The following is a 26,537-nucleotide window of genomic DNA, read 5'->3' on the forward strand; positions in this document are numbered from 1 at the left end:
ATATAGTATCTATATTATTTCATAAGGAGGAGATATTTATGAAAAAAAAGATTCTCAGCATACTGCTTTGTACAGCAATGGTTGCAACTATGGCAGTAGGATGCGGTTCATCTTCTGAGGAGGAAAGTACAGAAGATACTGCGACAGAAGAAACTACAGAAGAAGAGGACAAAGCTGACGATGCTTCAGAGGCAGAAACAGAGTTTACAAAGGCTTTGGCACAGGTTGATGAAGATCTTGCACCGCTGCCGGAGAAAGACACAGGTAAGAAACTGGCAGCAATTGAAAGTACATTATCTAACTCTTTCTGGACAGTTATGCAGGAAGGTTATGAAGAAACAGCAGAAGAATTTGGTGTAACGATTGATGTGCAAGCTACAGATTCTGATACAGATACAGCCGGACAGTTAGATATCCTGAATAATATGCTTGTAAAAGATTATGAAGCAATTGCAGTTTCTCCATTAACTGAAGATTGTTTGATTTCTGGTATTGTTGCAGCAAATCAGGAGGATGTGAAGATTATTACAACAGGAAATCAGGTAAATGAAGATGCTCTCGAAGAAGCTGGAGGAAAACTTGACGCTAAAATTACGGTAGATTTTTATAATCAGGGTGTTATGGGAGCACAGTATATTATTGATAAGACTGGTGGAGAAGGTAAAGTTGCAGTCATCGCTGGTAACGAAGGTGGAACCCAGGCAGATGCACGCCGAGACGGTGCAAAAGATACTTTTGAAGATGCAGGAATGGATGTTGTTGCAGTGGAGCAGTGCGATTTTGATGCTCAGAAAGCTTACGATGCAACGACAGCAATCATTGAAGCAAATCCTGATATTGTAGGTATCGCTTGTGCAAATGATGATATGGCACTTGGTGTAGTTCGTGCATTGGAAGAAAAAGATATGAAAGATAAAGTTACAGTTGTTGGTGTTGACTTTACAGAAGAAGCTAAGGCAGCAATCGAGGAAGGTACATATGATGCAACAGTTGCAATGTCTCCATATCTGATGGGAAGAGAAGGCGTTATTATTATGCTGAAAGCATTAGAGGGACAGGATGTATCTGAAGTAGGAGACAGTACACCAATGGTACTTGTTGATTCTACAAATGTAGACCAGATGTCAGACTGGCATTAATTAAGAACCTGTGTTATAGTAATTATTGGTAAAAGAGGGAGATGTATCTGACATCTCCCTTTTTTGCAAGAATGGAGGTTGTAAAATGTATAATCGAATATTGGGAGGACTGATTGGTGCAGGTGCCGGGGATGCGATGGGAGCGGCTACTGAGGCGAGAACGACTGAACAGATACTTGAGTATTTTGGACATGAAGTTACAGATTTTGAGACACCGCCGATGGATACATTTGGAGCTGGGAATGTCCCGGGACAATTGACGGATGATTTCAGTTCGGCCTATTTTGTGGCAAGACATATTGCAGATCATGATGGTATTGTAACAGAAAAGATTGTACAAGAGGCAATGATTGAATGGTCTGAACATAAAGAGTTTTTTGACCGTTTTGCAGGTCCTACCACAAGACTTGCAATTCGGAAGTATAAAGGAGAAAAGATTGAAAAACCAAAGGGCGTTCAGCTTGTGACAAGACAAGCAACTAATGGAGCGGCTATGAAGATATCGCCAATAGGTCTGATAAATGCTGGAAATGTGGAGGGAGCTATTCGTGATGCTGTAACAGTTACAATGGTGACTCATGATAATTACCTCGCAATATCCGGCGGATGTGCAGTGGCAGCAGCAGTCAGCCGTGCAGTGATGCCAGATGCAGATGTATATAATATCCTTCAGGAAGGGCTATATGGCGCAAAGGAAGGGGAATATATAGGACGGGAGATTGCAAGGGATGTTGCAGGTCCTTCTGTAGTCAAAAGAATGGAGATGGCGATTGATATAGGATTGGGCAGAGGAACTCCAAAAGAAAAGATGATTGAACTTGGGCATCGGATAGGAGCCGGACTTCATGTGGCGGAAGCAATTCCGTGTGCATTTGGATTCTTTGCAGCAAATCAGGGAGATGCCCTGGGAAGTATTATTGGTGCAGTAAATGTCGGATATGATACGGATACGATTGCAACAATGGCAGGAGCAATGGCAGGAGCACTTCAGGGGGCAGATAAATATCCGAAACATTTTCTATCTGTTCTGGAAGAGGTCAATCATTTGGAAATTACAAAACTTGCAGAAGACATTACAAGGATTGTAGAAAAAAGACTACAGATTGGGAAGGAGGAGAACTAGATGAATCAGAAAATACTGGGAAGTATTCTCGGGGCAGCAGTAGGAGATGCTATGGGAGCAGCCACAGAGACAAAGTCAGCCAGACAGATTCAGAAGTTTTTCGGAGGTCGTGTGGAAGAATTTAAAACTCCTCCAGAAGATGTCCTGGCCAGGGGAAGAAAGGCAGGGCAGGTGACAGATGCTTTCAGTATCCCTTATATTCTGACGGAACATCTAATTGATGAAAAAGGACAAGCTTCAAAAAAATTAGGAGAAGAGGCCCTGATAGAATGGGGTAAAACAGAATATTTTGAGCCATTTGCTGGAATGACAACAAGAAATGTAGTGAATCGTCTGAATCAAAATGATAAAATGGATATGTGGTCTTATATCGGACATCTTGGCAATAAGTTGTATAAAGGTCATTATTATGCACTTTCTTCTAATGGTGCAGCAAGTAAAGCATATCCGGAAGGGCTTTTTAGCAATGGAGACATAGAAAAAGCAATTTGTGATACAGTAGAGATTACGATGTCTTCACATGATGACCCTTATAGTATATCCGGAGCATGTGCTATAGCAGCGGCGGTCAGCGAGGCAACGAAAGAAAATACATCAGTATATGAGATTATTAAGGCGGCTCATTATGGAAGTATAAGGGGAGAAGAACTTGCAAGGAAAAGAGATGATATTTGGACTTATCCAGGGCCGTCAGTCACTAAGAGAATCGAGATGGCAGTTCAGATTGTCATGCACTGCGGAAGTAGTCCAAATGCGATTCAGGAACTGGGAGAAAGAATTGGCAGTGGCCCGGCAATTGCTGAAACAGTTCCGACTGCACTTGGAATATTTATTGCTAATCAAGGGGATACGATGCCAAGTATTTACGATGCTGTAAATATCGGAGATGAAACCTGTGCGATTGCCTGCATTGTAGGTGCGGTTGCAGGCGCATATAATGGTGCAGACAGTATTACAGAAGGTTATCTGGATATTATTGAAGAAAAAAATCAGATGAATCTAAGGCGTCAGGCACAGGAGATTGAAAAGCTTTGGAAATAAAGATATATGAGGATGCATTATGAGTGAATATCTGATAGAGTCAGCACTTCTGACTCATGGATTAAAGAGTATTACAAATGAGATGCTTCTTAGTGTCTGGGAAAAGAGAGAAAAAAGAATTGTATGGATGGAATCAGGAAAGATTCAGAAGGGGTCAATACAGGAATACTGCGCATTTCGGGAAAAATCGCAGTATTATGCAAGAATTAATTACCAGAATTTTCAACATTTCCAAAGGGAAAAGAAATCGGGGATATTGACGGCATCTGGAACCATGAAGGCGTGTGAGATTCTGGGGATTCCGCTAGCGGTAACCTGTGGGATGGGCGGATTAATGCAAGGACAGCATAAAGAAGACTGTCATGATATTCTGGCGTTAGCAGAAAGTACAGTATCTCTTGTGGCAGTGTCTCCGAAAGATATGTTTGACCTGAAAGTTACATTAGATGGTATCAAATCAGAAGGAATTCAGATTCTTGGATATGATACAGATGTCTGTAGTGGATATATGTTCCGAAATAATGCGATTCCGCTTTCCAGAATCTGGAAGAAGGAACCATTATATCCGAAGACACTTTACCTGAGAGAAATTCCAGATGAGAAGCGTATAAAAAATCATCAGATTTTAGAAAAGGCATGCGCTTATGGAATAGAAAGAGAAAAAGAAGGTCATTATTATCATCCGGCTGTTAATGCAAAAATAGACGAATTGACCAATGGAAAATCATCAAAAATACAGTTGGAGGCATTGATTAAAAATATAGAATGGGCAGAAAAGCTATAATGAAAGACATCTAGAATTACAAAAGTAGTTCTGGATGTCTTTTTTGATAAATTTTACTCCCAGTTCGATGGCTGAACCGGATATTTTTCGCATTGTCTTGCTGCACGCATATAAGCATCGATATTTTCAAGAGGAGCTTTGACCGGAATATCACATCCGGGAGCGATGGTGAACCACGTGGGTTATCCCAACATTTAGCGAAACAATCTTTGACTGCCCGTTCGATGGAAGCCGGTAGTTAACGCTAAGGCCATCCTGTCCAAAACGTCTGTAACTTTCCATCAGCCAGTGTACGCGGAATTTAACTTCTGTAAAGGCTTCATCATATCGATAGAATATTTTTAAAATTCCTATATTTCTTTTGTGTCTTATGTTACAATCTTTACTGGATGTATCAAATGAGAAGAGGATAGAGAGGTTATGACACAACAGGATTCGGCAAATCTGAATATTAACTGGCGAGTTTTTTATCGAAATGTATTTGCACTGGTAGTACCGATGGCACTTCAGAATCTGATTAATGTTGGTGTTACGGCGATTGATGTTGTTATGCTTGGAAAGGTCGGAGAGACGGCTCTTTCAGGTTCTTCGCTGGCAGGACAGATTCAGTTTATTATGATGCTTCTGTTTTTCGGGATTACTTCGGGAGCTACCGTGCTGACTGCGCAGTATTGGGGAAAGAAAGATACCAGAACCATTGAGAAGATATTGGGAATGGGGCTGTCTGTTTCTCTTGTGGTAGCTGCTGTATTTACCATTGCGGCGCTTCTGATTCCAGAGACACTTATGCGGATATATAGTTCAGATGTTGAAGTGATTACAGAAGGTGCAAGATATCTTCGTATTGTTGGACTTTCTTATCTATGTATTGCTGTGACTCAGGTGTACTTGAATATTATGCGAAGCATTGAGAGAGTGTTGATTGCTACTTTTGTGTATTTTATGTCGCTGGTTGTAAATGTGGTTGTAAATGCATTGCTGATTTTTGGTCTGTGTGGTTTCCCAAAGCTTGGGATTGTAGGTGCAGCCATTGGTACTTTGTGCGCAAGAATCACAGAGACCGTGATTGTTCTTGTCTATGCCAGAACAAGGAACCGTGATGTCCGTATCCGTCTGTATGATATGTTTCACATTGATAGAGTATTGCTGAGAGATTACATGGTGTATGCTATGCCGGTTGTGTTAAATGAACTGATGTGGGGTCTGGGAAGCTCTGCCAATACAGCCGTCATTGGACATATGGGCAGTGCTGCGGTGGCGGCTAATTCCGTGGCACAGGTAGCAAGGCAGCTGGCTACGGTTGTTGTGTTTGGAATCTCGAATGCCACGGCAATCTACCTTGGCAAGACGATCGGAGAGAGACAGATCTTACATGCAAGGGCATATGCAAAACGGTTCGTTGGATTAAGCCTTCTGTTAGGGACGATCGGCGGAGGAATTATTCTTCTGGCAGCACCTGTTGCGGGAGCGAATCTTGAACTGACAGAGCAGGCAAAGCAGTATATGAACTTTATGTTTTTTGTCATGTCCTATTTTACAATTGCGCAGTCAGTCAATACGACGATGGTCGTTGGAGTCTTCCGTTCCGGCGGAGATACTCGTTTCGGGCTTATTATGGATGTATCAACTATGTGGGGATGTTCCATCCTGATTGGTGCGGTGGCCGCCTTTGTATTGCATGCAAGTGTGCAGGTTGTATATGTGATACTGATGAGTGATGAGTTGATTAAGATTCCAATCTGTGTATACAGATACCGAACTTATAAGTGGTTAAACAATGTAACAAGAGAAAAAGAAGAGTTGGGAGGAGATTAATGATGATTGTTTTAGGAAAAGAAGAGATTGAGAAAATGGTTGACCTGAATCAGATGATGGATCAGATTGAAGAGGCATACCGCATATTTGGTACAGGAGAATATTATATGCCTCCGCGTCCGACCGTTGAACATGATAATAAGACTTTGATGTACATGCCATGTTATACCAGTGAGATTATCGGAACGAAGATCTTAAGCATTTTCCCAGAAAATGCAAAGCTTGGTCTTCCGTCTATTGATGGTGTCGTGCTGTTAAATGACCAGAAGACAGGTGCTCCGGTTGCATTGATGGATGGGCAGTGTGTGACTGCATATCGGACAGGAGCAGTAGGCGGGGTGGCAATCCGCCATCTTTCCAGAAAAGATTGCCATACGGTGGGAATCGTGGGGGCCGGAGTGCAGGGATTTCATCTGGCACTATATGCATGCGCTGCAAGAGATATTCATACCGTATATGTATACAATCACAGTAACCGGGATCTGAGTGAATACCTTGCCAGAATGAAAAAAGCTATTGATAAGCTGGAGGTTGAGGTAGTACAATGTAAGACGATAGAAGAACTGGTGACAAACAGTGAGATTATCTGTACAGCAACGCCTTCCAAGAAGCCGGTACTCCCGGACGACAGCAAGATGTTAGAGGGGAAATGCATCGTTGCCATTGGTTCTTATACGCCTCAGATGCGTGAGATCCCGAACGCAATCTGGGAGCTTGTAGATCATGTATACATTGAGCTCCCGTATGCGTGTGAGGAAAGCGGAGACTTGAGTCAGCCTCTGACAGACGGAATTCTGAAAGAAGAGCAGACAGTTCTCATGGATCAGTTCCTGGCATCAGGAGCAGATGAAGAGGAGATCACCAAAAAGACAACTTACTTTAAGTCAGTAGGTATGGGACTTTTTGATGTGTGCATTGCACAAAAACTATTAGAACAGGCAAAGGAGAGGTAATTATGAAAGCAGTAGCAACAGAAAAAGCACCAAAAGCATTGGGACCATATTCACAGGGATATGTACATGGAGGAATTTTTTATTCAGCAGGACAGATTCCAATCAATCCAGCGACAGATACCATTGAGGCTTTAACAATCGAAGAACAGACAGAACAGGTATGTAAGAACCTGGGCGCTGTTCTGGAAGCTGCAGGAACTTCTTATGACAAAGTTCTTAAGACAACTTGCTTCCTTGCAGATATGGCAGATTTTGCAGCATTTAATGAAGTATATGCAAAGTATTTTACATCCAAACCAGCAAGAAGCTGTGTGGCAGTTAAGACATTGCCAAAGAATGTAAAATGTGAAGTAGAGCTGATTGCAGTTGTTGAATAATACATTTTATGCACAGTGTTTTTCAGATGAACTTAGTAACCAGGAGGTAATGAATTATGGCAGAAGAACAACAGAATGGCTGCTCACCATCTGACTGCGCCGGATGTGCGCATGCAGGTTCCTGCAGCAGCAAACCACAGGATTTTAGAGAACCGGCGAATCCATTTTCACAGGTGAAAAAAGTGATTGCGGTTGTCAGTGGCAAGGGCGGAGTAGGGAAATCTATGGTAACCGCATCTTTGGCAAGAATGATGCGTGAGCAGGGATTCTCCGTTGGAATATTAGACGCAGATATCACAGGACCATCCATTCCAAAGATGTATGGAGTACATGAGAATGCTAAGGGCAGTGATGCCGGTATGTTCCCATGTGAGGCAAAAGATGGTACGAAGATTATGTCCGTCAACCTGCTTCTGGAAAATGAATCTGATCCGGTCATCTGGAGAGGACCGGTTATTGCAGGAGTGGTAACACAGTTCTGGACGGATGTGATGTGGGGAGAATTGGATTATCTTTTCGTTGATATGCCACCGGGAACCGGTGATGTACCGTTGACTGTATTCCAGTCTCTTCCGGTGGATGGAGTTGTGATCGTCACATCACCGCAGGATCTAGTACAGATGATCGTAAAGAAAGCTTACAACATGGCAAAACAGATGAACATTCCGGTACTGGGAATCGTTGAAAACTACAGTTATCTGGTATGTCCGGACTGTGGCAAGAAGATCAATGTATTCGGTGAGAGTCACATTGATGCAATTGCAGAAGAACTGGGAATCCCAGTATTAGGGAAGATGCCGATCGATGCAGCACTTGCGGAAGCTGTGGAGAGTGAGAAATTCTACGAGATCAGCAATGAATATCTTGCGGCAGCAGTAAATAAGATATAGGTTGGCTGTGGCGGAGAATTCGAGGAAGAAGGCGATTTGTGAAGGTAAGCGTAGCGTCGGAACAAACTGCCTCCTCCCTCAAATTCGATCCAATCACTAGATTCCCATCTGCAGATAAATCGCTGAATAAGGCTCCAGATCCAAGATCACTTTTCCATTTTGCAATGGAATATTCATGGTCGTATATTTTTTCGTTCCGGCATATTGTTCCATGTCACTGGCAATCAGAATGGTCAGCTTTTTGGTATCTTTTACTTCGAATTCGTATTTTTCCTGCAACTGGTCTGAGAAGTTGAAGACGGCCAGAATACGTTCCTGGCTGGCTCTTCGTTCGAGGGCATAGATACAACGTTCTTCTTGATGGCAGTCGATCCATTGGAATCCATCCGCAGTATAATCTTTTTGTGAAAGAGCTGGATGTGTCTGATAGATTAGGTTCAGATCTTTCATAAAGTGATGGAATGCATCGTGCAGCGGATATTCCAGGATATCCCAGTCTTGCTCTCGTTTTTCATCCCATTCTCGCAGCTGTCCCAGTTCATTTCCCATAAAATTCAGTTTTTTTCCTGGATGTGCATACATATACATGTAAAATGCTCTTGCCTGTGGGAATTTCATATCGTAATCTCCACTCATTTTCTGCAGAATCGTTGCTTTGCCGTGCACAACCTCATCGTGGGAGAGCGGAAGAAGGAAGGTGTCGTTATAATAATACATCATGGAAAAGGTCAGTTTGTGGTAATCACGGCTTCGATATTCTGGTGCGGTTCGGAAGTAATCCAGGGTATCGTTCATCCATCCCATATCCCATTTGTAATCAAATCCAAGGCCACCTTCGCTGACTGGTTTTGTGACATTAGGAAATGAGGTGGAATCTTCAGCAGACAGAATGGCAGTGGGGTGCATCGTTTTTAATCCGCGGTTCATTTCACGGATGAATTCTACGGCATTATGATTCACACCCCTTGCAGGTTCGCCCTGCCAATAGATGATTCTGCTGATGGCATCCATACGGATTCCGTCCATATGATACTCTGTAAGCCAGTAATTGGCGGCGGATTGCAAGAAGCAGCGTACTTCTCCGCGTGAATGCATGAAGTTGCAGCTTCCCCATTCACTGACTCCTACGTCCTGATGAGGGTATTCGTATAAAGCAGTTCCGTCATAATTGGTCAGAGCATATCCATCTACAGCAAAATGAACCGGAACGAAATCTAAGATGACACCGATGTCATTCTGGTGACAAGTATCGACAAATTTCATCAGATCTTCTGCAGTACCATAACGAGAAGTGGGACTGAAAAATCCTGTGTTCTGGTATCCCCAGGACTCATCACAGGGATGTTCGCTCAATGGCATGATTTCTACATAATTGTAGCCATATTCTTTCAGGTAAGGGATGAGAATATCAGCCATTTCCGTATAGGTATACCAGTCATCAGCTTTATCGGATGGCTTTTTAAAAGATCCGAAATGAATTTCATAGATATTTAGAGGTCGCTCTTTGCAATCTGTCCGGTTTCGCATCCATGCATCATCCTGAAAAGCATAAGAAGACAGATCACGGATATATGAAGCAGAATTCGGGCGAAGTTCCATGCCATAGCCGTAAGGATCACAGTGGTCTACATAGGATTGATCCTGCCTATAAATCCGGTATTTATACATCATTCCAGGATGTGCATTCTGTACATAACATTCCCAGAAGTTTCCGTCGTGGACCCGGTTCATTTCCCATTCCTGCCAGCCATTGAATTCTCCAATCAGAGTAATGCGCAAAGCGCCGGGGGCAAATGTACGAAACGTAACCCCCTGTTCTTCTACGTGTGCGCCGAGATAGCGATATGCGTCAAATATTTTCCCAGTATAAAAGCCAAAAAAATCCATAATGTTTCCTCCAATTTTATAAAATAATAGACAGTAGTTGCTTTTTTCGTCTATAATGATTATACAAATCTGATATCGGGCTATCCACCAACAATGTAGACAGATGGATGGATAAGCAACGGATTGCAAAATTTGTCGGGAAATATCAAGAATAGAATGTTTGGAGGAAGCAATATATGGATCTGCGGATTGAAAAGACAGAAAGAGGAATCAAGAACGCATTTATAGAACTGCGTTCCAGAAAACCATTGGAAAAGATTACAGTCAGAGAGTTGTGTGAACTGGCTTGCATTAATAAATCGACGTTTTATTCTCATTATAAAGATATTTATGATCTGTCAGACTGTATGGAAGCGGAAGTAGTCATGTCGATTACGAACAGCATCTCCCATCCTGAGTATATTATGGAGAATCCGGCAGAATTTACCAAGGAGCTGTTTACGGCATATCTGTCACAGAATTCTCTGACTATGATTCTGTTTTCCGGAAAACAGAGGAACCATTTTGCAGATAGGATTGAGACGAGTATTAAGGAAATGATATTTGAAAAATACCCGGAATACAGGGATGATGCAGTGAAAAATATTATCTTAAGTTGCTGCATTCAGGGTGGTTATCATGCATATCAGCGGAATCGGGAGGGGGATATCCATACCCTGATTTCGGTTATCAGTGATATAACGGAGATGCTGCAGCCAATGTACAGTAACCAATACTAGAATGATCTTCCTTCTTGGAACTTATTGACAAAAAGAACATACGTTTGTATAATTAAAAATACAAACGTATGTTCTTTTTGCGTTCTGTGAAAAGGGAAGGGTGGTTTTGTGAGGATTCAGGAATCTATGACGGTCTATGATAAATTGAATATCTTAACGGATGCGGCGAAATATGATGTTGCCTGTACTTCCAGCGGAACTTCGCGCAACAATGATGGAAGAGGAATAGGAAGCTGTGAACAGTCGGGAATCTGTCACAGCTTTTCGGCAGATGGAAGATGTATTTCTCTTTTAAAGATTTTATTTACCAACGAGTGTATCTATGATTGCAAGTATTGTGTGAATCGAAGAAGCAATGATGTGGTGCGGACGGCTTTTACACCGGAAGAAGTCTGTACTCTTACGATGGAATTCTACCGAAGAAATTATATTGAAGGACTGTTCTTAAGTTCTGGGATATTGAAGAGTCCGGATTATACAATGGAATTGCTTTATGTTACATTGTATAAACTGCGAAGGGAATGTCATTTTCAGGGATATATCCACGTGAAAGCAATTCCCGGAGCGAATCCAGAACTGATCCAGAGAGTTGGATTTCTGGCAGACAGAATGAGTGTGAATCTGGAACTTCCTACGGCAGAGAGCCTGAAGATTCTGGCACCGCATAAGACAAGAAAAAATATTCTGACACCGATGCGTCAGGTACAGAATCGCATGGATGAGAATAAGCAGGAGATTCAGTTGTATCGGAATGCGCCGCGTTTTGTCCCGGCAGGGCAGAGTACGCAGATGATCATAGGAGCAACTCCGGAGACTGATTATCAGATTATGCAGGTGGCAGAGTCGCTATATCAGAAGTTTGGATTAAAAAGAGTATTTTATTCGGCATTCGTGCATGTGAATGAGGATGCTGCCTTGCCGGCAAGGACGGATGACGGACCGCCTCTTTTAAGAGAACATCGTCTTTATCAGGCAGACTGGCTGCTTCGTTACTATCATTTTCAGGCAGAGGAACTTTTGTCGGAAGAGAATCCGAATTTTAATGTGTTATTTGATCCGAAGTGTAACTGGGCATTGCAGCATCTGGATCAGTTTCCGGTAGAGATTAACCGGGTAGAATATAAGATGCTGCTTCGGGTGCCGGGAATTGGATATAAGTCTGCATCCCGGATTATGAAAGCGAGAAAGTTTGGTACGCTGGATTTCCCAGATCTGAAGAAGATGGGGGTTGTATTGAAGCGAGCGTTGTATTTTATCACATGCAGTGGGAAGATGCTGTATCCGACGAAGATGGATGTGGATTATATTACCAGAAATCTTCTGGATGCAGGAGAAAAGCTGCCAAAGGAGATAACGAATATGGGATATCAGCAATTGTCCCTTTTTGATGATGTGAGATTCAGGGAGTATGTATATGGAAGCAATGATAAAAACAATCTATGTGTGCAGTGATACGGTCACTGGGATTTTTTCGGGGATATATGATGCGTGGAAGAGCAGGAAAGGGGAAGATGAATGTGGGATTGCATTAAGAGGATTCCTGGAACCTCGTTTATTCTGTGATTATGTTGAGGTGGAGGAGACGGAGCATAAAGCGATTGCGGTGGAAGCACTGATCAGGAAGCATTTGGGACAGAATGCTTATTGGGATATCTATCATGCTGTGCTGTCAGCGGATAAAGAAAAGGCAGATGCAGTACTTGGAACGATGTTGGCGGCACGGAAGCTGCCTGACAGTACAAGAATTATGGAATATCTCAGCCACCCCAAGGTAGAGAAGGTATTTGAACTTAGTAGAAACGTGGGCGGAGAAGCACATTCACTCAAAGGCTTCCTGAGATTTCAGGAACTTGCAAATGGCGTGTTATATGCAGGGATTACACCAAAATCACAGGTTCTTACCTGCCTTGCACCCCATTTCGCGGATCGCCTTCCCCTGGAGAACTGGATGATACATGATAAGACACATCATATGTTTGTAGTTCATGAATCGGGGAAAAAATGGATCCTTTTATGGGATGAACAATGTAAGATAGAAGAGAATCTTACGTTTTCTGAGAGAGAAAAAGAATTTGAAAAGCTGTGGAAGGGATTTTGCAAGACAATTTCTATTCCATCCAGGGAGAATCCGAAGTGCCAGAGGCAGCATTTGCCGCTCCGCTTCCGGCCGGATATGGTAGAGTTCCGGTAATATCTATGCTATAATAAGAAAAGTTAGTATAGAGAGAAGAAGAGATTATGAATTTAGAACAGCCGGTCATCCGGATATCCGTGCGTAGTCTTGTGGAGTTTATTATGCGCAGCGGGGATATCGACAATAGAATAGCAGGAGCAGATAAGGACAGTATGCTTTTGGGCGGTAAGATTCACCGGAAGATTCAGCGCCGTATGGGGTCGGATTATCATGCAGAGATTGGATTGAAGTTCGAAGTGCCTTGTAAAGGATTCCTTCTTATGATTGAGGGGCGTGCAGACGGAATCATAGAGACGCCGGAAGGAATTGTGATCGATGAGATCAAAGGAGTGCTGAAAGATCTGAACTTGTTGAAAGAACCTGTCGGAGTCCATCTGGCACAGGCAAGATGTTATGCATATATTTATGCCAGTCAGAAGAAGTTAGAAGAGATTGGCATACAGATGACATATTGTAATATGGAGACGGAAGAGATTAAGCGTTTTCAGAGTGTATATTCGTTCCAGGAATTAGATACATGGTTCTGGGAATTGATCGGGAAGTATGAGAAATGGGCAAGGTATCAGATTCAGTGGAAGGGAAAAAGGAATCAATCTATTAAAGAAATTGAATTTCCATTTGCATATCGTGAGGGACAGAAGGATTTGGTCGTATCGGTGTACCGGACTATTCTTCGCAAGAAGAAGCTGTTTATCCAGGCTCCTACGGGAGTGGGCAAGACGATGGCGACTGTATTCCCGGCTGTAAAGGCGATTGGGGAAGGATTGGGCGAAAAACTGTTTTATCTGACTGCGAAGACGATTACTCGAACGGTGGCATGGCAGGCGTTTGACACACTGAAAGAACAGGCGCTTCGCATGAAAGTGATTGTTCTGACAGCGAAGGAAAAGATCTGTTTTTGTGAAGAGACAAACTGTAATCCTGATGCATGTCCATATGCGAAGGGACATTATGACAGAGTAAATGATGCGGTATATGAGTTGATTACGACTTCCGATGAGATGAGCAGGGAGATTCTGGAAGAACAGGCAAGAAAGTGGCAGGTATGTCCGCATGAGATGAGTCTGGACATAGCAGAGTGGGTAGATGCAGTCATCTGCGATTATAATTATGTGTTTGATCCGAATGCATATCTGAGACGATTCTTCGGTGAAGGGAACAAAGGAGAATATCTTTTCCTCATTGATGAAGCGCATAATCTGGTTGAACGCGGTCGTGAGATGTACAGTGCCCAGATTTATAAAGAAGACATTTTAAAGATAAAAAAACTGGTAAAGGACAGAGATGAAAAACTTGCCCGGAAGCTGAATGACTGCAATAAGCAGCTTTTGGCATTAAAGCGAGAATGTGACGGTTTGCAGGTGTTAGACAGTGTCTCCCATATCTATTTAAAATTAATGGCATTAATGACGGAGATGGAGAGATATTTGGAAGACTGTAAAGAAGAAGAGATTCGACAAGAAGTTTTGAATCTTTATTTTTCTGTACGTACATTTCTCAATATCCATGACCGGTTGGATGAGAATTATCTGATCTATTCAGAATTAGAAGACAGTGGCAGATTTAAGCTTCGGCTGTTCTGCGTCAATCCTGCCAATTGTTTACAGGAGTTTTTGGATAAGGGAAATAGTACCATCTTCTTCTCTGCAACGTTACTTCCGATTCATTATTACAAAAAGCTATTAAGTACTTCGAAAGAAGATTACGCGATATATGCAGAATCTCCATTTGATCCTGCAAGAAGACAGTTGATTCTTGGTACCGATGTCAGTACAAAATATACCAGACGAGGCGAGGACATGTATCGGCGTTATGCCAGATATCTGATACAGGTTGCAAGAACAAGAATCGGTAATTATATTGCGTTCTTCCCTTCCTATCGATTTATGGAAGAAGTTTATGAAGTGTTTGTTGATCTGTTAAAAGAAGATCAGGAAATCGAATATGTGATGCAGTCTCAGTATATGTCGGAAGAGGCGAGAGAGATCTTTTTGGAAAATTTTGAAGAAGACAGAAAGCACAGCCTGATGGGATTCTGTGTAATGGGTGGTATCTTCTCGGAGGGAATTGATCTGGCAGAAGATAAATTAATCGGCGCGATCATTATTGGTACCGGACTGCCTCAGGTGTGCCGGGAAAGAGAATTGTTGAAGAATTATTTTGATGCACATGGATTGCGAGGCTTTGATTATGCTTATCTTTATCCTGGGATGAATAAGGTGCTTCAGTCAGCAGGAAGAGTCATTCGTACAGATGAAGACAGAGGGGTGATCCTGTTACTGGATGAGCGCTTCCGTGATGGAAGATATCAGGAAACATTTCCAAGAGAATGGAAGGAGTATGCGCTCTGTAATGTGGAAAATGTAGAGGATTACCTGGAGACATTCTGGAAAAAATGGGGAGAATAGCTTTCTGAAATATGGAACTAGACAGAGCAGATCATTAGAAATAATTCAGAAATTCTAACACCGCATTTGATACTGGCATATGTTCATCATATGCGATTGCCAGTTCACGTGCAGGGAGTTCCTCCTGAGTCCTAACAATAAACAGTTCTGTAGATTTATGAGGAATGCAGTAATCCGGTATGAATGCAATTCCCAGGCCAATGCTTGCAAGATCGATGAGAAGATCGTTACTGCTCAGTTCGATTTCAGGAACCAGATCCAGCTGATGTTGCTGAAAAAGTGCATGCAAAAATTCGCTGGTCGTACTTTTCTTATCCAGCATAAGAATCGGATATTCTAATAATTGTTTTAAAGATAGTTTTTTTCCTTTTAATTCTGAAAAAGCATTGTTTGCAATGAATACGTCGTGAAAAGTCCGGATTTCCTTTACGTTAGAGACATTTCTAAGATAGGTATTGGGATAGTTGACGACAATGAGGTCAACCTGGCCGCTTTCCAGTAACTCTACACAGCGAACGGAAGTTGCGTTTGTAACCTTGATATGAGTGCCTGGAAATTCCTTATGGAATCTTTCCAGATAAGGAACCAGAAAATAACGGCAGATTGTGTCACTTGCCCCAATGCGAATCTGTCCTCCGCCTGCATTGGATTCCAGAAGCGAAGCTTCACCGTGTTTGATCAGATTGATGGCAGGCTCCACATGTCTTAAGAGGATTTCGCCTTCCGGTGTTAGACGTACTTGTTTTGTACTGCGGATGAACAGAATCTGATTTAACTTTTTTTCCAGAGATTTGACAGACTGACTGACGGCTGACTGAGATATATATAATTTCTTGGAAGCTTCGGAGAAGCTGAGGGTCGTTGCTACATAATAAAATACTTTATATAATTCATAATTGATATCCATTTATAAGTCCTCCTGATAAAGCTAAGCCAATTATAAGTCAAAAAGAAGTGAATTACAATGAGGATTATGTTAGAATGGGGATGGAAGGAGCGAGATATGAATAGAAAACAGAATAAGATTATGAGTGTAACGGCTGTTGTTGCAATGTTTCTTCTCATTATTGCAATGCTGCTGACCAGTTTTCAACTGGTGATATATGGGGATCCGGAATATCGTTTTTATGAGAAGGAATATGAAAAATATACGGTTACGGAAGCTTTGAATATGAAGATTGTAGATGCCATGAAAGTGACAGACCACATGATGGCTTATCTGATTGGAAAAGAGGATGAATTGTCAATTGTGACGGAGGTAGATGGCCAGACGCAGGAATTTTTCAATGAACAGGACAGGCTGCATATGGCAGATGTAAGGAATTTGTTCTTAGGCGGGTTAAAACTAAGAACCGTATGCCTGATTGTTTTTCTCGTACTGCTTGTGCTGCTCATAGCACGGAAGGCAGACTGGAAGCATCTACTTCCCAAAGCTTATTTTATTGCGGTCGGTGTGTTCCTGGCGCTGATTGCATTTCTGGCAGTGGCATTTTCTATTGATTTTACAAAGTGCTTTACGATATTTCATCAAATATTTTTTACCAATGATCTGTGGCTCTTTGATGAAGATACTGACTATATGATTCGGATGCTCCCGGAAGGGTTCTTTTCTGATATGGTGATTCGAATCGGTATGTCATTTGTGGGAATGTTACTACTTCTTTTGATCATGTTCCTGATTTGGAACAGAAAAGTGAAAAAGAATGATAAGTAATACTTATAGAATGATTAAGATGTATTAATTTTATTAATAAGAAAAACTATGATACAATGTAACCAGATAATCTAGAATTCATGTGTGGAGGATGATTTATGAGTAATGTAAAACGTGTTTACGTGGAAAAGAAACCAGGATTTGCAGTACAGGCAGACGATTTAAGACACGAGATTAAGAGCTATCTCGGGATTAAAGATGTGGAAAGCGTGCGTGTACTGATTCGTTATGATGTGGAGAATATTTCCGATGAAACTTTCGAAAAAGCTTGCAATGGAATCTTTTCTGAGCCGCCGGTAGATACACTGTATCACGAGGAATTTCCTGTTGCGGACGGATGCAGAATCTTTTCTGTAGAATTCTTGCCTGGGCAGTTTGACCAGCGTGCAGATTCTGCGATTCAGTGTGTACAATTTATAAAAGAGGACGAGCAGCCTGTTATTAAGACAGCGATTACTTATGTGATTGAAGGAAGAGATGGGGCAATCTCTGACGAAGAGTTTGAGGCCATCAAAGCTCACTGCATCAATCCGGTAGATTCCCGGGAGACTGGCATGGAGAAGCCGGATACTCTTGTGACAAAGTTTGATGAACCTGCAGATGTCATTATATTTCACGGGTTTAAAGATATGGCAGAAGAGCAGTTGAAAGAATTGTATTCTTCTCTGGGCCTTGCTATGACATTTAAGGATTTCCTTCACATTCAGAAATATTTTAAAGGAGAGGAAGACAGAGATCCTTCCATGACAGAGATCCGTGTGCTGGATACTTACTGGTCTGACCACTGCCGACATACAACATTTTCAACAGAACTGACAGATGTTACCTTCGGAGAGGGTGATTATAAAGAACCGATCGAGGATACATATAAGCAGTATCTGGCAGATCACAGTGAGATTTTCAAAGGCAGAGAGGATAAATTCGTATGCCTGATGGATCTTGCCTTGATGGCGATGCGTAAATTAAAGAAAGAAGGAAAGCTTGCAGATCAGGAGGAGTCTGATGAGATTAATGCCTGCAGTATTGTTGTGCCGATTAAAGTAGATGGCGTGGAAGAAGAATGGCTTGTAAACTTTAAAAATGAGACCCATAATCATCCAACTGAGATTGAACCATTCGGTGGTGCGGCTACCTGCCTTGGCGGTGCGATCCGTGATCCATTGTCAGGACGTACTTATGTATATCAGGCAATGCGTGTGACAGGTGCGGCAGACCCGACGGTATCTGTGAAAGATACGATGAAAGGAAAGCTTCCGCAGAAGAAGCTGGTTCGTGAGGCAGCTCATGGTTACAGTTCTTATGGTAATCAGATTGGTCTGGCAACAGGAGCTGTAAAAGAAATCTATCATCCAAATTATGTGGCAAAACGTATGGAGATCGGAGCGGTATTAGGTGCGGCACCAAGACGTGCGGTTATCCGCGAAACTTCTGATCCTGGAGATATCATTATCCTTCTTGGCGGACGTACCGGACGTGATGGCTGCGGCGGCGCAACCGGATCTTCCAAAGTACATACCGAAGAATCTATTGAAACTTGCGGTGCTGAGGTTCAGAAGGGTAATCCTCCGACAGAGCGTAAGATTCAGCGCCTTTTCAGAAGAGAAGAAGTAAGTAAATTAATTAAGAAATGTAATGACTTTGGCGCTGGCGGAGTTTCTGTGGCAATCGGAGAACTGGCGGACGGTTTAAAAGTTGATCTTGATAAAGTCCCGAAGAAATATGCAGGTCTGGATGGAACGGAAATTGCAATCTCTGAATCCCAGGAGCGTATGGCAGTCGTCGTTGATCCAAAAGATGTAGATGAATTCATGGGCTATGCAAAAGAAGAAAATCTGGAAGCAGTCTGTGTTGCAGTTGTAACAGAGGAGCCAAGACTGGTGCTTTCCTGGAGAGGAAAAGAGATTGTCAATCTGTCCCGTGCATTCTTGGATACGAACGGAGCACATCAGGAAACTACGGTTGCAGTGGATATTCCGAACAGAAAAGACAGCATTCTTGTCAGAGAAGAAGTTGGAGATGTCAAAGAAAAATGGATGACAACCCTGAAAGATCTGAATGTATGTTCTCAGAAAGGTCTTGTAGAGATGTTTGATGGTTCCATCGGTGCTGCATCCGTATTTATGCCACATGGTGGAAAATACCAGATGACAGAGACACAGGCGATGGTAGCAAAACTTCCAGTATTGACGGGAGACTGCGACACAGTCACGATGATGAGTTATGGATTTGATCCGTATCTGTCCACCTGGAGTCCATATCATGGAGCAATCTATGCTGTGACCGAGTCTGTTGCGAAGATTGTTGCAGCAGGCGGTGACCATAGCAAGATTCGCTTTACTTTCCAGGAATATTTCCGCCGTATGACGGAAGATCCACATAGATGGAGCCAGCCGTTTGCAGCACTTCTGGGGGCTTACGATGCACAGCTTGGATTCGGCCTTCCATCCATCGGAGGAAAAGACAGTATGTCTGGAACTTTCGAGGATATCGATGTTCCGCCGACACTGGTTTCCTTTGCAGTAGATGTTGCTACAGAAAAGGATATTATTACTCCTGAATTGAAGAAGGCAGGTAATAAGTTGGTGTGGCTTCGTATTGAGACAGATGAATATGATGTCCCGGTATATGAGAAAGTCATGGATCAGTATGCGAAGTTTACAGAGGATATTCACAGCGGAAAGATTGTATCTGCATATGCACTTGACAGACATGGTATTGTAGCAGCTGTCAGCAAGATGGCATTTGGTAACAGAATGGGTGTTACTCTGGAACACAATGTAGATGAAAGAGATCTGTTTGCTCCTGCATTTGGTGATATCATTGCGGAAGTTCCTGCAGATAAAGTGGGAGAATTGAGCATCACTTATATGGTAATCGGTGAAGTGACAGAAGAACCTGTTCTTGCATACAAGGATGTAAAGATTACCATTGCCGATGCAGAAGAAGCATGGAAAGGAACACTGGAAAAAGTATTCCCGACTAATTCTGGTGCAGAAGGACAGGATGAAAAGGTTGAAACTGGAGTGTATGAGACCTCAGATATCTATATCTGTAACCACAAGATTGCGCAGCCGACGGTATTTATTCCGGTATTTCCTGGAACAAACTGTGAATATGACAGTGCAAAAGCATTTGAAAGAGCCGGAGCAAAGACGAATGTTAAAGTATTCAAGAATATGAATGCTTCAGATATCATTGATTCTGTCAATGTGTTTGAAAAAGCAATCAATGATGCCCAGATTATCATGTTCCCAGGCGGATTCAGTGCTGGTGATGAACCGGATGGTTCTGCAAAATTCTTTGCAACTGCATTCCAGAATGCGAAGATGAAAGAAGCGGTAGAAAAACTTTTGAATGAGCGTGACGGACTGGTACTCGGTGTATGTAACGGATTCCAGGCACTTGTCAAACTGGGACTGGTTCCAAATGGAGCGATTACCGGACAGGATGCAGATGCCCCGACTTTGACATACAATACGATCGGACGTCATATTTCCAAGATGGTATACACAAAAGTGGTTACCAATAAGTCTCCATGGCTTCAGAAAGCAACGCTCGGCGGTGTATATACCAACCCGGCTTCTCATGGTGAAGGACGTTTTGTAGCCAATAAAGAATGGCTGGATAAACTCTTCGCTAATGGGCAGGTCGCAACGCAGTACTGTGATCCGGAAGGTAATATTACTATGGATGAAGAATGGAATGTTAACGGATCTTATTGTTCAATTGAAGGTATCACCAGCCCGGATGGACGTGTGCTTGGTAAAATGGCACATTCTGAGAGACGTGCACGCTCCGTCGCTATGAATATTTACGGAGAGCAGGATCTGAAGATCTTTGAATCTGGTGTAGAATATTTTAAATAAGCTACAAAGAAAATGAAACTTAGAGAGCACTCTGTTTCAAGAAAAAACGAATTATAGCGTAAAAACTGCATAAAATTAAGGCGTTTTTGAAAGAATAAAAGGAAATAATTGCATAAATTGCATAAAATTGAAAAAAAACCTTGTGTTCTATACGTGAATCCTTTACAATGTTATTTGACAAAAGCGTCACAAACGGGTAGACCTTGTCTGCCCGTTTTTTATATAAGGCATAACATGGGGTGCATTATATAAAAATGCTTTGAAGGAATTTTTTTAGGAGGTAAAAGGTATGTCATATGTAGATGAAGTCCTGGAAAAAGTAGTGGCAAAAAACCCTGCTGAACCAGAATTCCACCAGGCAGTCAAAGAAGTATTGGAATCATTGAGAGTAGTAGTAGAGGCAAATGAAGATAAATTCAGAAGAGATGCCCTGCTTGAAAGACTGGTAGAACCAGAAAGACAGATTAAGTTCCGTGTTCCATGGGTAGATGACAAAGGACAGGTTCAGGTCAACACAGGTTATCGTGTACAGTTCAACAGCGCAATCGGACCTTACAAGGGAGGATTACGTCTTCATCCATCTGTTAATCTTGGAATTATCAAATTCCTTGGTTTTGAACAGATCTTCAAGAATTCACTGACAGGCCTTCCGATCGGCGGAGGTAAAGGTGGTTCTGATTTTGATCCAAAGGGTAAATCAGACAGAGAAGTAATGGCATTCTGCCAGAGCTTTATGACAGAACTTTGCAAATACATCGGTGCTGATACAGACGTTCCGGCAGGTGATATCGGAACAGGTGCAAGAGAGATCGGCTACATGTTCGGACAATATAAGAGAATCCGGGGAACTTATGAAGGTGTGCTTACAGGTAAAGGATTAAGCTATGGCGGTTCTCTTGCAAGAACAGAGGCTACAGGTTATGGTCTTCTGTATCTGACAGAGGAACTTCTTAAGATTAATGGAAAAGACATCAAAGGCATGACAGTTGCTGTATCCGGTTCCGGAAATGTTGCAATCTACGCAACACAGAAAGCACAGCAGTTAGGTGCTAAGGTCGTAACAGTCAGCGATTCTAACGGATGGGTATATGATCCAGAAGGAATTGATGTAGACGCATTGAAGGAAATCAAGGAAGTAAATCGCGCAAGATTAACAGAATACAAGAAATATCGTCCAAATTCAGAATATCATGAAGGACGCGGCGTATGGTCTGTAAAAGTAGACCTTGCTCTTCCATGTGCAACACAGAACGAACTTCACTTAGAAGATGCAAAACAGTTAGTAGCAAACGGATGTGTAGCAGTATGCGAAGGTGCGAATATGCCTACCACTTTGGAAGCAACACAGTATCTGCAGGAAAACGGAGTCATCTTCGCACCTGGAAAGGCTGCTAACGCTGGTGGTGTTGCAACATCCGCACTCGAGATGTCCCAGAACAGCGAACGCTTAAGCTGGTCATTCGACGAAGTAGATGCAAAACTGAAATCCATCATGGTAAATATCTGCCATAACATTGACGATGCTGCAAAACGTTACGGCATGGACGGCAACTACGTTGCCGGAGCAAACATTGCCGGATTCGAAAAAGTAGTAGATGCTATGACAGCTCAGGGAATTGTGTAAATTGTATATGGGGACGGGGGTTTTTTCAATTTCCTCCGTCCCAAATTAAAATATCCCTGTCCCTTTTTGAAAGGAGAATTTTATTTACGAGCATGAAATAGCGTATTTTCGGGGATTATAAAAAATATTTTCGGAATTTGCAAAAAAATTAAAAAAACTGTTGACAATTGGTGAGAGTTAATGGTATACTAACGAAGTCGGTTCGAGAGATAAGAACTTGCAAACCAATATGGGATCATAGCTCAGCTGGGAGAGCATCTGCCTTACAAGCAGAGGGTCATAGGTTCGAGCCCTATTGGTCCCATTCAACTCAAGAAGAGTTGTGTTAATTTAATATGGCGGGATAGCTCAGTTGGCTAGAGCACACGGTTCATACCCGTGGTGTCGCTGGTTCAAATCCAGTTCCCGCTACTTGTAAAAAGGGAGACGTTGAATGTTCTCTCTTTTTTTGAATATGAATAGAAGAGATAGGGTTTTATTTTTGTGTCTCCACTATACAAAAAATAAGAAATCATTTATAATATTAAAAATATAGACTACGCTATTATTGAGGAGGAGTACGATAATGACGAAAGGAAGATTAACGATTCGAATTCTTGCAGGGGCATATCTGGTCTATCTTGGATATAGCCTGGTTCGTGATTCTGTTTTAAATAAGCCGGAAAATTTTATTGTTTTTTTACTCATAGGACTTGCATTCCTGATTCTAGGAGCAACATGGTGCATTTTGGGAGTGAAGAAATATATTAAAAAGGAATATACGGACTATGAAGAGTCGAATATAGAGGAAGACGATAAAGTAGATTCTGATCAAGAAGTGGTAAAAGAAGAAGTTGAAAAAATAGAAGAAAAAGAGGAATCATAGATGAGAGTTGGAATGGGATATGATGTTCATAAATTGGTAGAAGACAGGGATCTGATATTAGGTGGAGTTAAGATTTCATACGAAAAAGGTCTTTTGGGACATTCAGATGCGGATGTGCTTCTGCATGCGATTATGGATGCGTTGTTAGGAGCTGCTGCATTGGGAGATATTGGCAGGCATTTTCCAGATACTGATCCCCAATATAAAGGTATCTCTAGTATCAAATTGTTAGAACATGTAGGAAAGCTCATTGAGGATAACTTATATGTGATTGGAAATATTGATGCAACGATTATTGCCCAACGTCCGAAGATGGCGCCACATATCGAACAGATGCGTATGAATGTGGCAGAAGTATTGCATGTGGATATTAGCCAAGTAAATATTAAGGCGACAACGGAAGAGGGGCTTGGATTTACTGGAAGCGGTGCTGGAATTTCCGCTCAGGCGATAGCAGCTCTTGATACGATAGAAAATTGTAGCTATGTCGTAGGACCAGAAGAAGGAAGATGTGCAGGATGCAGTGGCTGTCCGCATATGGAAAGATAGTATGATAGTAAAAGAGAAGCTCCGTACAGGGGCTTCTCTTTCTCAAAGAAAGGATAATAGAAGAATGGATATACGTAACTTAAGTCCCGGGGAAAATGGAAAGACACGGGCATTATATGAAGAAGTTTTTGAGGAAGACAGTAAAGGGTTTGTTGATTATTATTATATGGAAAAGACAAAAGACAATCAAATATATGTCATAGAAGAGGATGAAGCGATTCGTGCCATGCTTCATCTAAATCCGTATCATTTGTATGTAAATGGATCCGAAAAGGAGGTTAACTATATTGTTGCAGTTGCAACACAGAAGGAATATCGTAAAAGAGGATATATGGCTAACCTTTTAAAGCAAGCATTAAGAGATGAATATCGGGATGGAAAGACATTTACTTTTTTGATGCCAGCTTCTGAAAGTATTTATATTCCCTATGATTTTCGGACAGTTTATGAGCAAAATAAAAGGGTGTATTGTGAACAGAAAGAAAATGAGATGCAACAAAAAGATGATTTTTTGGTGGTTGAAGATGCAAAAGAAAAGGATTGCAAAGAGCTGGCAGAGTTTGCCAATTCTTATCTCTTGGGACAATATCAGGTATTTGCTATCAGAGATTCCGCATATTATCAGAGATTGATAAAAGAATATGCCAGTGACGGAGGAAGTCTGAAAATATACCGTAAAGAAGGAAAAATAACAGATTGTCTTGGATGGTATCCTGAAGAAACGGCAGAAGAAAAAGAAAAACCAAAGATTATGGTAAGAATTGTAGATGTCCGCAGGATGTTAATGTCTCTTTCTCTGCGCTCATTAATGAGTACATGTTTTTGCGTAACCGATCCCATTATTGTAGAAAATAATCGCTGTGTTGTTATAACTGGAACTGAATTTTCCGGAGTAATGCTAATGGACGGGAAACCGGAAAACAGCGAAGGAACTATAACGGTCGCTGCACTGGCAAGTCTGGTATTCGGTGCAAAGACAGTGGAAGAAGTCTGCCAGGAGGAAGGTGTTGAGATGTCCGAAAGGATGAAAGCAGAGATGAAGAAAATCATACCACTTTCTAAGATTTATCTGAATGAGGTTGTGTAGGAATTTAGATGAGTTAGTTGGTAATTGGGTGTGTACGGCGAGAGGATGGATGGGATGGTTGCCATTGCGAAGTCCTTCGCTAAGAATCCATAACAGGAAAAGAAGCAGATATTTTGTGACCAGGCTGATTCACCCCGAAATATTGATAATTTCGAGGCTCAGCAGCCTTCTCAGATTTGGCTTGAAGCCAAATCTTCGCACAAAATATCTGCTTCTTTTCCAGTAACGGATTCTAACGCTTGTCCAACGAAAGGCAACCATTCCATTCGTCTTCTCGCCTGACATCCCCCAAGTCCGCAACTTCCTCATCTGGGAGAATTCCTGCGCGTCATGCAGAGGGAAAGATCATAGTAAAGATATTGTCAAAAAACTGGCAGAATAACTAACTGATTCTTCCATTGAAATAATGATGAATAGTATAAAAACATCGTTCCCCATTGCGCTTCGCGCCAGGAATTACCCCAGATGAGTTCGTTCAGTAATTGGGAATGTCAGGCGCAAGGGAGTTGGATAGGCTGGTCTGTATCCGTCTAGTCAAGCGTTAGAATCCGTTACAGAAAAAAGAGTTGCAATTCCGTGTGAGAATTTGGCATCCAGCCAAGTTCGAAAGGACTGCTGAATCGAGAAATTATCTAAATTTCTCGGTGAATCAGTCCGGTCACGAAATTGCAACTCTTTTTTCTGTTATGGATTCTTGGCGAAGGATACCGGATACAGACCAGCCTATCCAACTCCCTTGCGCCGTACACCTTCCAATTACCAACTAACTAATCTAAATTCCCATCTTTAGAATATCTTTAGAATTTTCATTCTTCGTTCTTAAGATTTCCCTATTATGCTTATGGTATCAGAACGAAGGGAGGTCTTGTATATGACAATCCAGATGCTTACTCAATATTTTGCGCAATATGGGGCTGTATTTGTGTTTTTGATTGTTCTGCTGGAATATATGAATCTTCCGGGATTTCCCGCAGGGGTGATCATGCCGCTGGCAGGAATCTGGGCAGCGCGTGGTGATATCAGCTTCCCTGCGGTTATGGTGATATCAGTGGCTGCAGGACTTCTTGGGAGTTGGATACTGTATTTTCTTGGAAGACTGGGCGGAGAGATCTTCCTGCGGTTTTATCTCCGGCATTTTCCACAGCATAGGGAATTGATCGAACAGAATATGGAAATGCTGCGAAAACGGGGGACGACAGGTGTGTTCCTTGGAAAACTGGTGCCCATGATCAGGACGTTGATTTCCATCCCGGCAGGTATGATTTCGATGGGATTCGGAAGTTATACATTGAGTTCCTTATTGGGTGTGTTTGTGTGGAACCTGGTATTTGTCGGAGCAGGATACTTTCTGGGAGATGCTGTGTGGCAGATTCTGAGATGATAAGGTAGTGTAAAGTAGCCTATGAAAAATTGGAGCTGAAAAAATGGCTCCATTGGAACCTTGAAAATTGCAGATATGTTAGTTTTCGGCAGTGTACGCCACCCTTGACGGCACACTAAAA

At 42.1% G+C, this 26,537-nt stretch carries 21 protein-coding genes and 2 tRNA genes; 21 read left to right on the top strand and 2 right to left on the bottom strand.

Translation table 11 applies throughout. The features are described 5' to 3' along the window. The first annotated feature begins 38 nt into the window (after nucleotides 1-38). The 8 genes from ABE613_RS07380 (at nucleotide 39) to ABE613_RS07415 (ending at nucleotide 8,122) form a co-directional block, all read left to right on the top strand. A complete protein-coding gene (locus ABE613_RS07380; RefSeq protein ID WP_235232092.1) occupies nucleotides 39-1,139 on the top strand; it encodes a sugar ABC transporter substrate-binding protein in 1,101 nt (366 codons plus the stop codon). Nucleotides 1,140-1,224: 85 nt separating this feature from the next. Further along, the gene (locus ABE613_RS07385; protein WP_347376052.1) at nucleotides 1,225-2,262 is read left to right on the top strand and encodes an ADP-ribosylglycohydrolase family protein; all 1,038 of its coding nucleotides are present in this window, start codon (nucleotides 1,225-1,227) and stop codon (nucleotides 2,260-2,262) included. Continuing rightward, on the top strand, nucleotides 2,263-3,303 hold the full coding sequence (locus ABE613_RS07390) for an ADP-ribosylglycohydrolase family protein (protein ID WP_347376053.1): 1,041 nt from the start codon (nucleotides 2,263-2,265) through the stop codon (nucleotides 3,301-3,303). It begins immediately after the preceding gene. A gap of 19 nt (nucleotides 3,304-3,322) precedes the next feature. Then, nucleotides 3,323-4,087, top strand: a complete 765-nt coding sequence (locus ABE613_RS07395; protein ID WP_347376054.1) for a pseudouridine-5'-phosphate glycosidase — start codon at nucleotides 3,323-3,325, stop codon at nucleotides 4,085-4,087. Nucleotides 4,088-4,507: 420 nt separating this feature from the next. After that, nucleotides 4,508-5,902: an MATE family efflux transporter gene (locus tag ABE613_RS07400; protein WP_235232096.1), complete on the top strand. Its 1,395-nt coding sequence runs from the start codon at nucleotides 4,508-4,510 to the stop codon at nucleotides 5,900-5,902. After that, nucleotides 5,902-6,855, top strand: coding sequence for an ornithine cyclodeaminase family protein (locus ABE613_RS07405; RefSeq protein WP_347376055.1), 954 nt, complete (start codon nucleotides 5,902-5,904; stop codon nucleotides 6,853-6,855). The genes ABE613_RS07400 and ABE613_RS07405 overlap by 1 nt, the downstream gene beginning before the upstream one ends. A 2-nt stretch (nucleotides 6,856-6,857) precedes the next feature. After that, nucleotides 6,858-7,232 carry a RidA family protein gene (locus tag ABE613_RS07410; RefSeq protein ID WP_235232098.1) on the top strand — a complete coding sequence of 125 codons (375 nt, stop codon included), beginning with the start codon at nucleotides 6,858-6,860 and terminating at the stop codon, nucleotides 7,230-7,232. A gap of 56 nt (nucleotides 7,233-7,288) precedes the next feature. Then, nucleotides 7,289-8,122 (top strand): Mrp/NBP35 family ATP-binding protein, encoded by an 834-nt coding sequence (locus tag ABE613_RS07415; protein ID WP_235232099.1) that lies wholly within the window; start codon nucleotides 7,289-7,291, stop codon nucleotides 8,120-8,122. Between the two features lie 96 nt (nucleotides 8,123-8,218). Here the strand turns inward: ABE613_RS07415 and glgB are convergent, their stop codons facing one another. Next, on the bottom strand, nucleotides 8,219-10,009 hold the full coding sequence (gene glgB / locus ABE613_RS07420) for a 1,4-alpha-glucan branching protein GlgB (RefSeq protein ID WP_347376056.1): 1,791 nt from the start codon (nucleotides 10,007-10,009) through the stop codon (nucleotides 8,219-8,221). 176 nt (nucleotides 10,010-10,185) lie between these two features. Here glgB and ABE613_RS07425 point away from each other — a divergent pair, with 176 nt between their 5' ends. The 4 genes from ABE613_RS07425 (at nucleotide 10,186) to ABE613_RS07440 (ending at nucleotide 15,330) form a co-directional block, all read left to right on the top strand. Then, the gene (locus ABE613_RS07425) at nucleotides 10,186-10,728 is read left to right on the top strand and encodes a TetR/AcrR family transcriptional regulator (RefSeq protein WP_347376057.1); all 543 of its coding nucleotides are present in this window, start codon (nucleotides 10,186-10,188) and stop codon (nucleotides 10,726-10,728) included. 108 nt (nucleotides 10,729-10,836) lie between these two features. Continuing rightward, complete coding sequence (locus ABE613_RS07430; protein ID WP_347376058.1) at nucleotides 10,837-12,180, top strand: putative DNA modification/repair radical SAM protein; 1,344 nt, start codon at nucleotides 10,837-10,839, stop codon at nucleotides 12,178-12,180. Beyond that, the gene (locus ABE613_RS07435) at nucleotides 12,155-12,919 is read left to right on the top strand and encodes a TIGR03915 family putative DNA repair protein (RefSeq protein WP_347376065.1); all 765 of its coding nucleotides are present in this window, start codon (nucleotides 12,155-12,157) and stop codon (nucleotides 12,917-12,919) included. Before ABE613_RS07430 ends, ABE613_RS07435 begins: the two co-directional genes overlap by 26 nt. A 47-nt stretch (nucleotides 12,920-12,966) precedes the next feature. Further along, complete coding sequence (locus tag ABE613_RS07440) at nucleotides 12,967-15,330, top strand: ATP-dependent DNA helicase (protein ID WP_347376059.1); 2,364 nt, start codon at nucleotides 12,967-12,969, stop codon at nucleotides 15,328-15,330. Nucleotides 15,331-15,364: 34 nt separating this feature from the next. On the opposite strand, the gene ABE613_RS07445 is transcribed toward ABE613_RS07440, so the two are convergent. Continuing rightward, a complete protein-coding gene (locus ABE613_RS07445; protein WP_347376060.1) occupies nucleotides 15,365-16,237 on the bottom strand; it encodes a LysR family transcriptional regulator in 873 nt (290 codons plus the stop codon). Between the two features lie 96 nt (nucleotides 16,238-16,333). Here ABE613_RS07445 and ABE613_RS07450 point away from each other — a divergent pair, with 96 nt between their 5' ends. The 9 genes from ABE613_RS07450 to ABE613_RS07490 all read left to right on the top strand — a co-directional run bounded on the left by ABE613_RS07450 (nucleotide 16,334) and on the right by ABE613_RS07490 (nucleotide 26,416). Continuing rightward, complete coding sequence (locus tag ABE613_RS07450) at nucleotides 16,334-17,044, top strand: TIGR01906 family membrane protein (protein ID WP_347376061.1); 711 nt, start codon at nucleotides 16,334-16,336, stop codon at nucleotides 17,042-17,044. Nucleotides 17,045-17,142: 98 nt separating this feature from the next. After that, nucleotides 17,143-20,910: a phosphoribosylformylglycinamidine synthase gene (locus tag ABE613_RS07455; protein WP_347376062.1), complete on the top strand. Its 3,768-nt coding sequence runs from the start codon at nucleotides 17,143-17,145 to the stop codon at nucleotides 20,908-20,910. Between the two features lie 289 nt (nucleotides 20,911-21,199). Then, nucleotides 21,200-22,534 carry an NADP-specific glutamate dehydrogenase gene (gene gdhA, locus ABE613_RS07460; RefSeq protein WP_235232107.1) on the top strand — a complete coding sequence of 445 codons (1,335 nt, stop codon included), beginning with the start codon at nucleotides 21,200-21,202 and terminating at the stop codon, nucleotides 22,532-22,534. 231 nt (nucleotides 22,535-22,765) lie between these two features. Beyond that, a tRNA-Val gene (locus ABE613_RS07465) sits at nucleotides 22,766-22,838 on the top strand. Nucleotides 22,839-22,871: 33 nt separating this feature from the next. Next, nucleotides 22,872-22,945 (top strand) — tRNA-Met (locus ABE613_RS07470). Between the two features lie 154 nt (nucleotides 22,946-23,099). Continuing rightward, entirely contained in the window at nucleotides 23,100-23,399 is a 300-nt protein-coding gene (locus ABE613_RS07475; RefSeq protein WP_235232108.1) for a DUF2892 domain-containing protein, read from the top strand. Then, the gene (gene ispF, locus ABE613_RS07480; protein WP_235232109.1) at nucleotides 23,400-23,948 is read left to right on the top strand and encodes a 2-C-methyl-D-erythritol 2,4-cyclodiphosphate synthase; all 549 of its coding nucleotides are present in this window, start codon (nucleotides 23,400-23,402) and stop codon (nucleotides 23,946-23,948) included. A 64-nt stretch (nucleotides 23,949-24,012) separates the two neighbouring features. After that, nucleotides 24,013-25,035, top strand: a complete 1,023-nt coding sequence (locus ABE613_RS07485; RefSeq protein ID WP_347376063.1) for a GNAT family N-acetyltransferase — start codon at nucleotides 24,013-24,015, stop codon at nucleotides 25,033-25,035. Nucleotides 25,036-25,906: 871 nt separating this feature from the next. After that, nucleotides 25,907-26,416: a DedA family protein gene (locus tag ABE613_RS07490; protein WP_235234006.1), complete on the top strand. Its 510-nt coding sequence runs from the start codon at nucleotides 25,907-25,909 to the stop codon at nucleotides 26,414-26,416. Nucleotides 26,417-26,537: the final 121 nt, after the last annotated feature.

It is taken from the genome of Dorea chungnamensis, from assembly GCF_039832125.1.
GTDB lineage: Bacteria > Bacillota > Clostridia > Lachnospirales > Lachnospiraceae > JAFBIX01.

Coding starts and splice junctions, on each gene's coding strand:
- ABE613_RS07380 (WP_235232092.1), top strand. CDS start 39: ATGAAAAAAAAGATTCTCAGCATACTGCTTTGTACAGCAATGGTTGCA.
- ABE613_RS07385 (WP_347376052.1), top strand. CDS start 1,225: ATGTATAATCGAATATTGGGAGGACTGATTGGTGCAGGTGCCGGGGAT.
- ABE613_RS07390 (WP_347376053.1), top strand. CDS start 2,263: ATGAATCAGAAAATACTGGGAAGTATTCTCGGGGCAGCAGTAGGAGAT.
- ABE613_RS07395 (WP_347376054.1), top strand. CDS start 3,323: ATGAGTGAATATCTGATAGAGTCAGCACTTCTGACTCATGGATTAAAG.
- ABE613_RS07400 (WP_235232096.1), top strand. CDS start 4,508: ATGACACAACAGGATTCGGCAAATCTGAATATTAACTGGCGAGTTTTT.
- ABE613_RS07405 (WP_347376055.1), top strand. CDS start 5,902: ATGATGATTGTTTTAGGAAAAGAAGAGATTGAGAAAATGGTTGACCTG.
- ABE613_RS07410 (WP_235232098.1), top strand. CDS start 6,858: ATGAAAGCAGTAGCAACAGAAAAAGCACCAAAAGCATTGGGACCATAT.
- ABE613_RS07415 (WP_235232099.1), top strand. CDS start 7,289: ATGGCAGAAGAACAACAGAATGGCTGCTCACCATCTGACTGCGCCGGA.
- glgB (WP_347376056.1), bottom strand. CDS start 10,009: ATGGATTTTTTTGGCTTTTATACTGGGAAAATATTTGACGCATATCGC.
- ABE613_RS07425 (WP_347376057.1), top strand. CDS start 10,186: ATGGATCTGCGGATTGAAAAGACAGAAAGAGGAATCAAGAACGCATTT.
- ABE613_RS07440 (WP_347376059.1), top strand. CDS start 12,967: ATGAATTTAGAACAGCCGGTCATCCGGATATCCGTGCGTAGTCTTGTG.
- ABE613_RS07445 (WP_347376060.1), bottom strand. CDS start 16,237: ATGGATATCAATTATGAATTATATAAAGTATTTTATTATGTAGCAACG.
- ABE613_RS07450 (WP_347376061.1), top strand. CDS start 16,334: ATGAATAGAAAACAGAATAAGATTATGAGTGTAACGGCTGTTGTTGCA.
- ABE613_RS07455 (WP_347376062.1), top strand. CDS start 17,143: ATGAGTAATGTAAAACGTGTTTACGTGGAAAAGAAACCAGGATTTGCA.
- gdhA (WP_235232107.1), top strand. CDS start 21,200: ATGTCATATGTAGATGAAGTCCTGGAAAAAGTAGTGGCAAAAAACCCT.
- ABE613_RS07475 (WP_235232108.1), top strand. CDS start 23,100: ATGACGAAAGGAAGATTAACGATTCGAATTCTTGCAGGGGCATATCTG.
- ispF (WP_235232109.1), top strand. CDS start 23,400: ATGAGAGTTGGAATGGGATATGATGTTCATAAATTGGTAGAAGACAGG.
- ABE613_RS07485 (WP_347376063.1), top strand. CDS start 24,013: ATGGATATACGTAACTTAAGTCCCGGGGAAAATGGAAAGACACGGGCA.
- ABE613_RS07490 (WP_235234006.1), top strand. CDS start 25,907: ATGACAATCCAGATGCTTACTCAATATTTTGCGCAATATGGGGCTGTA.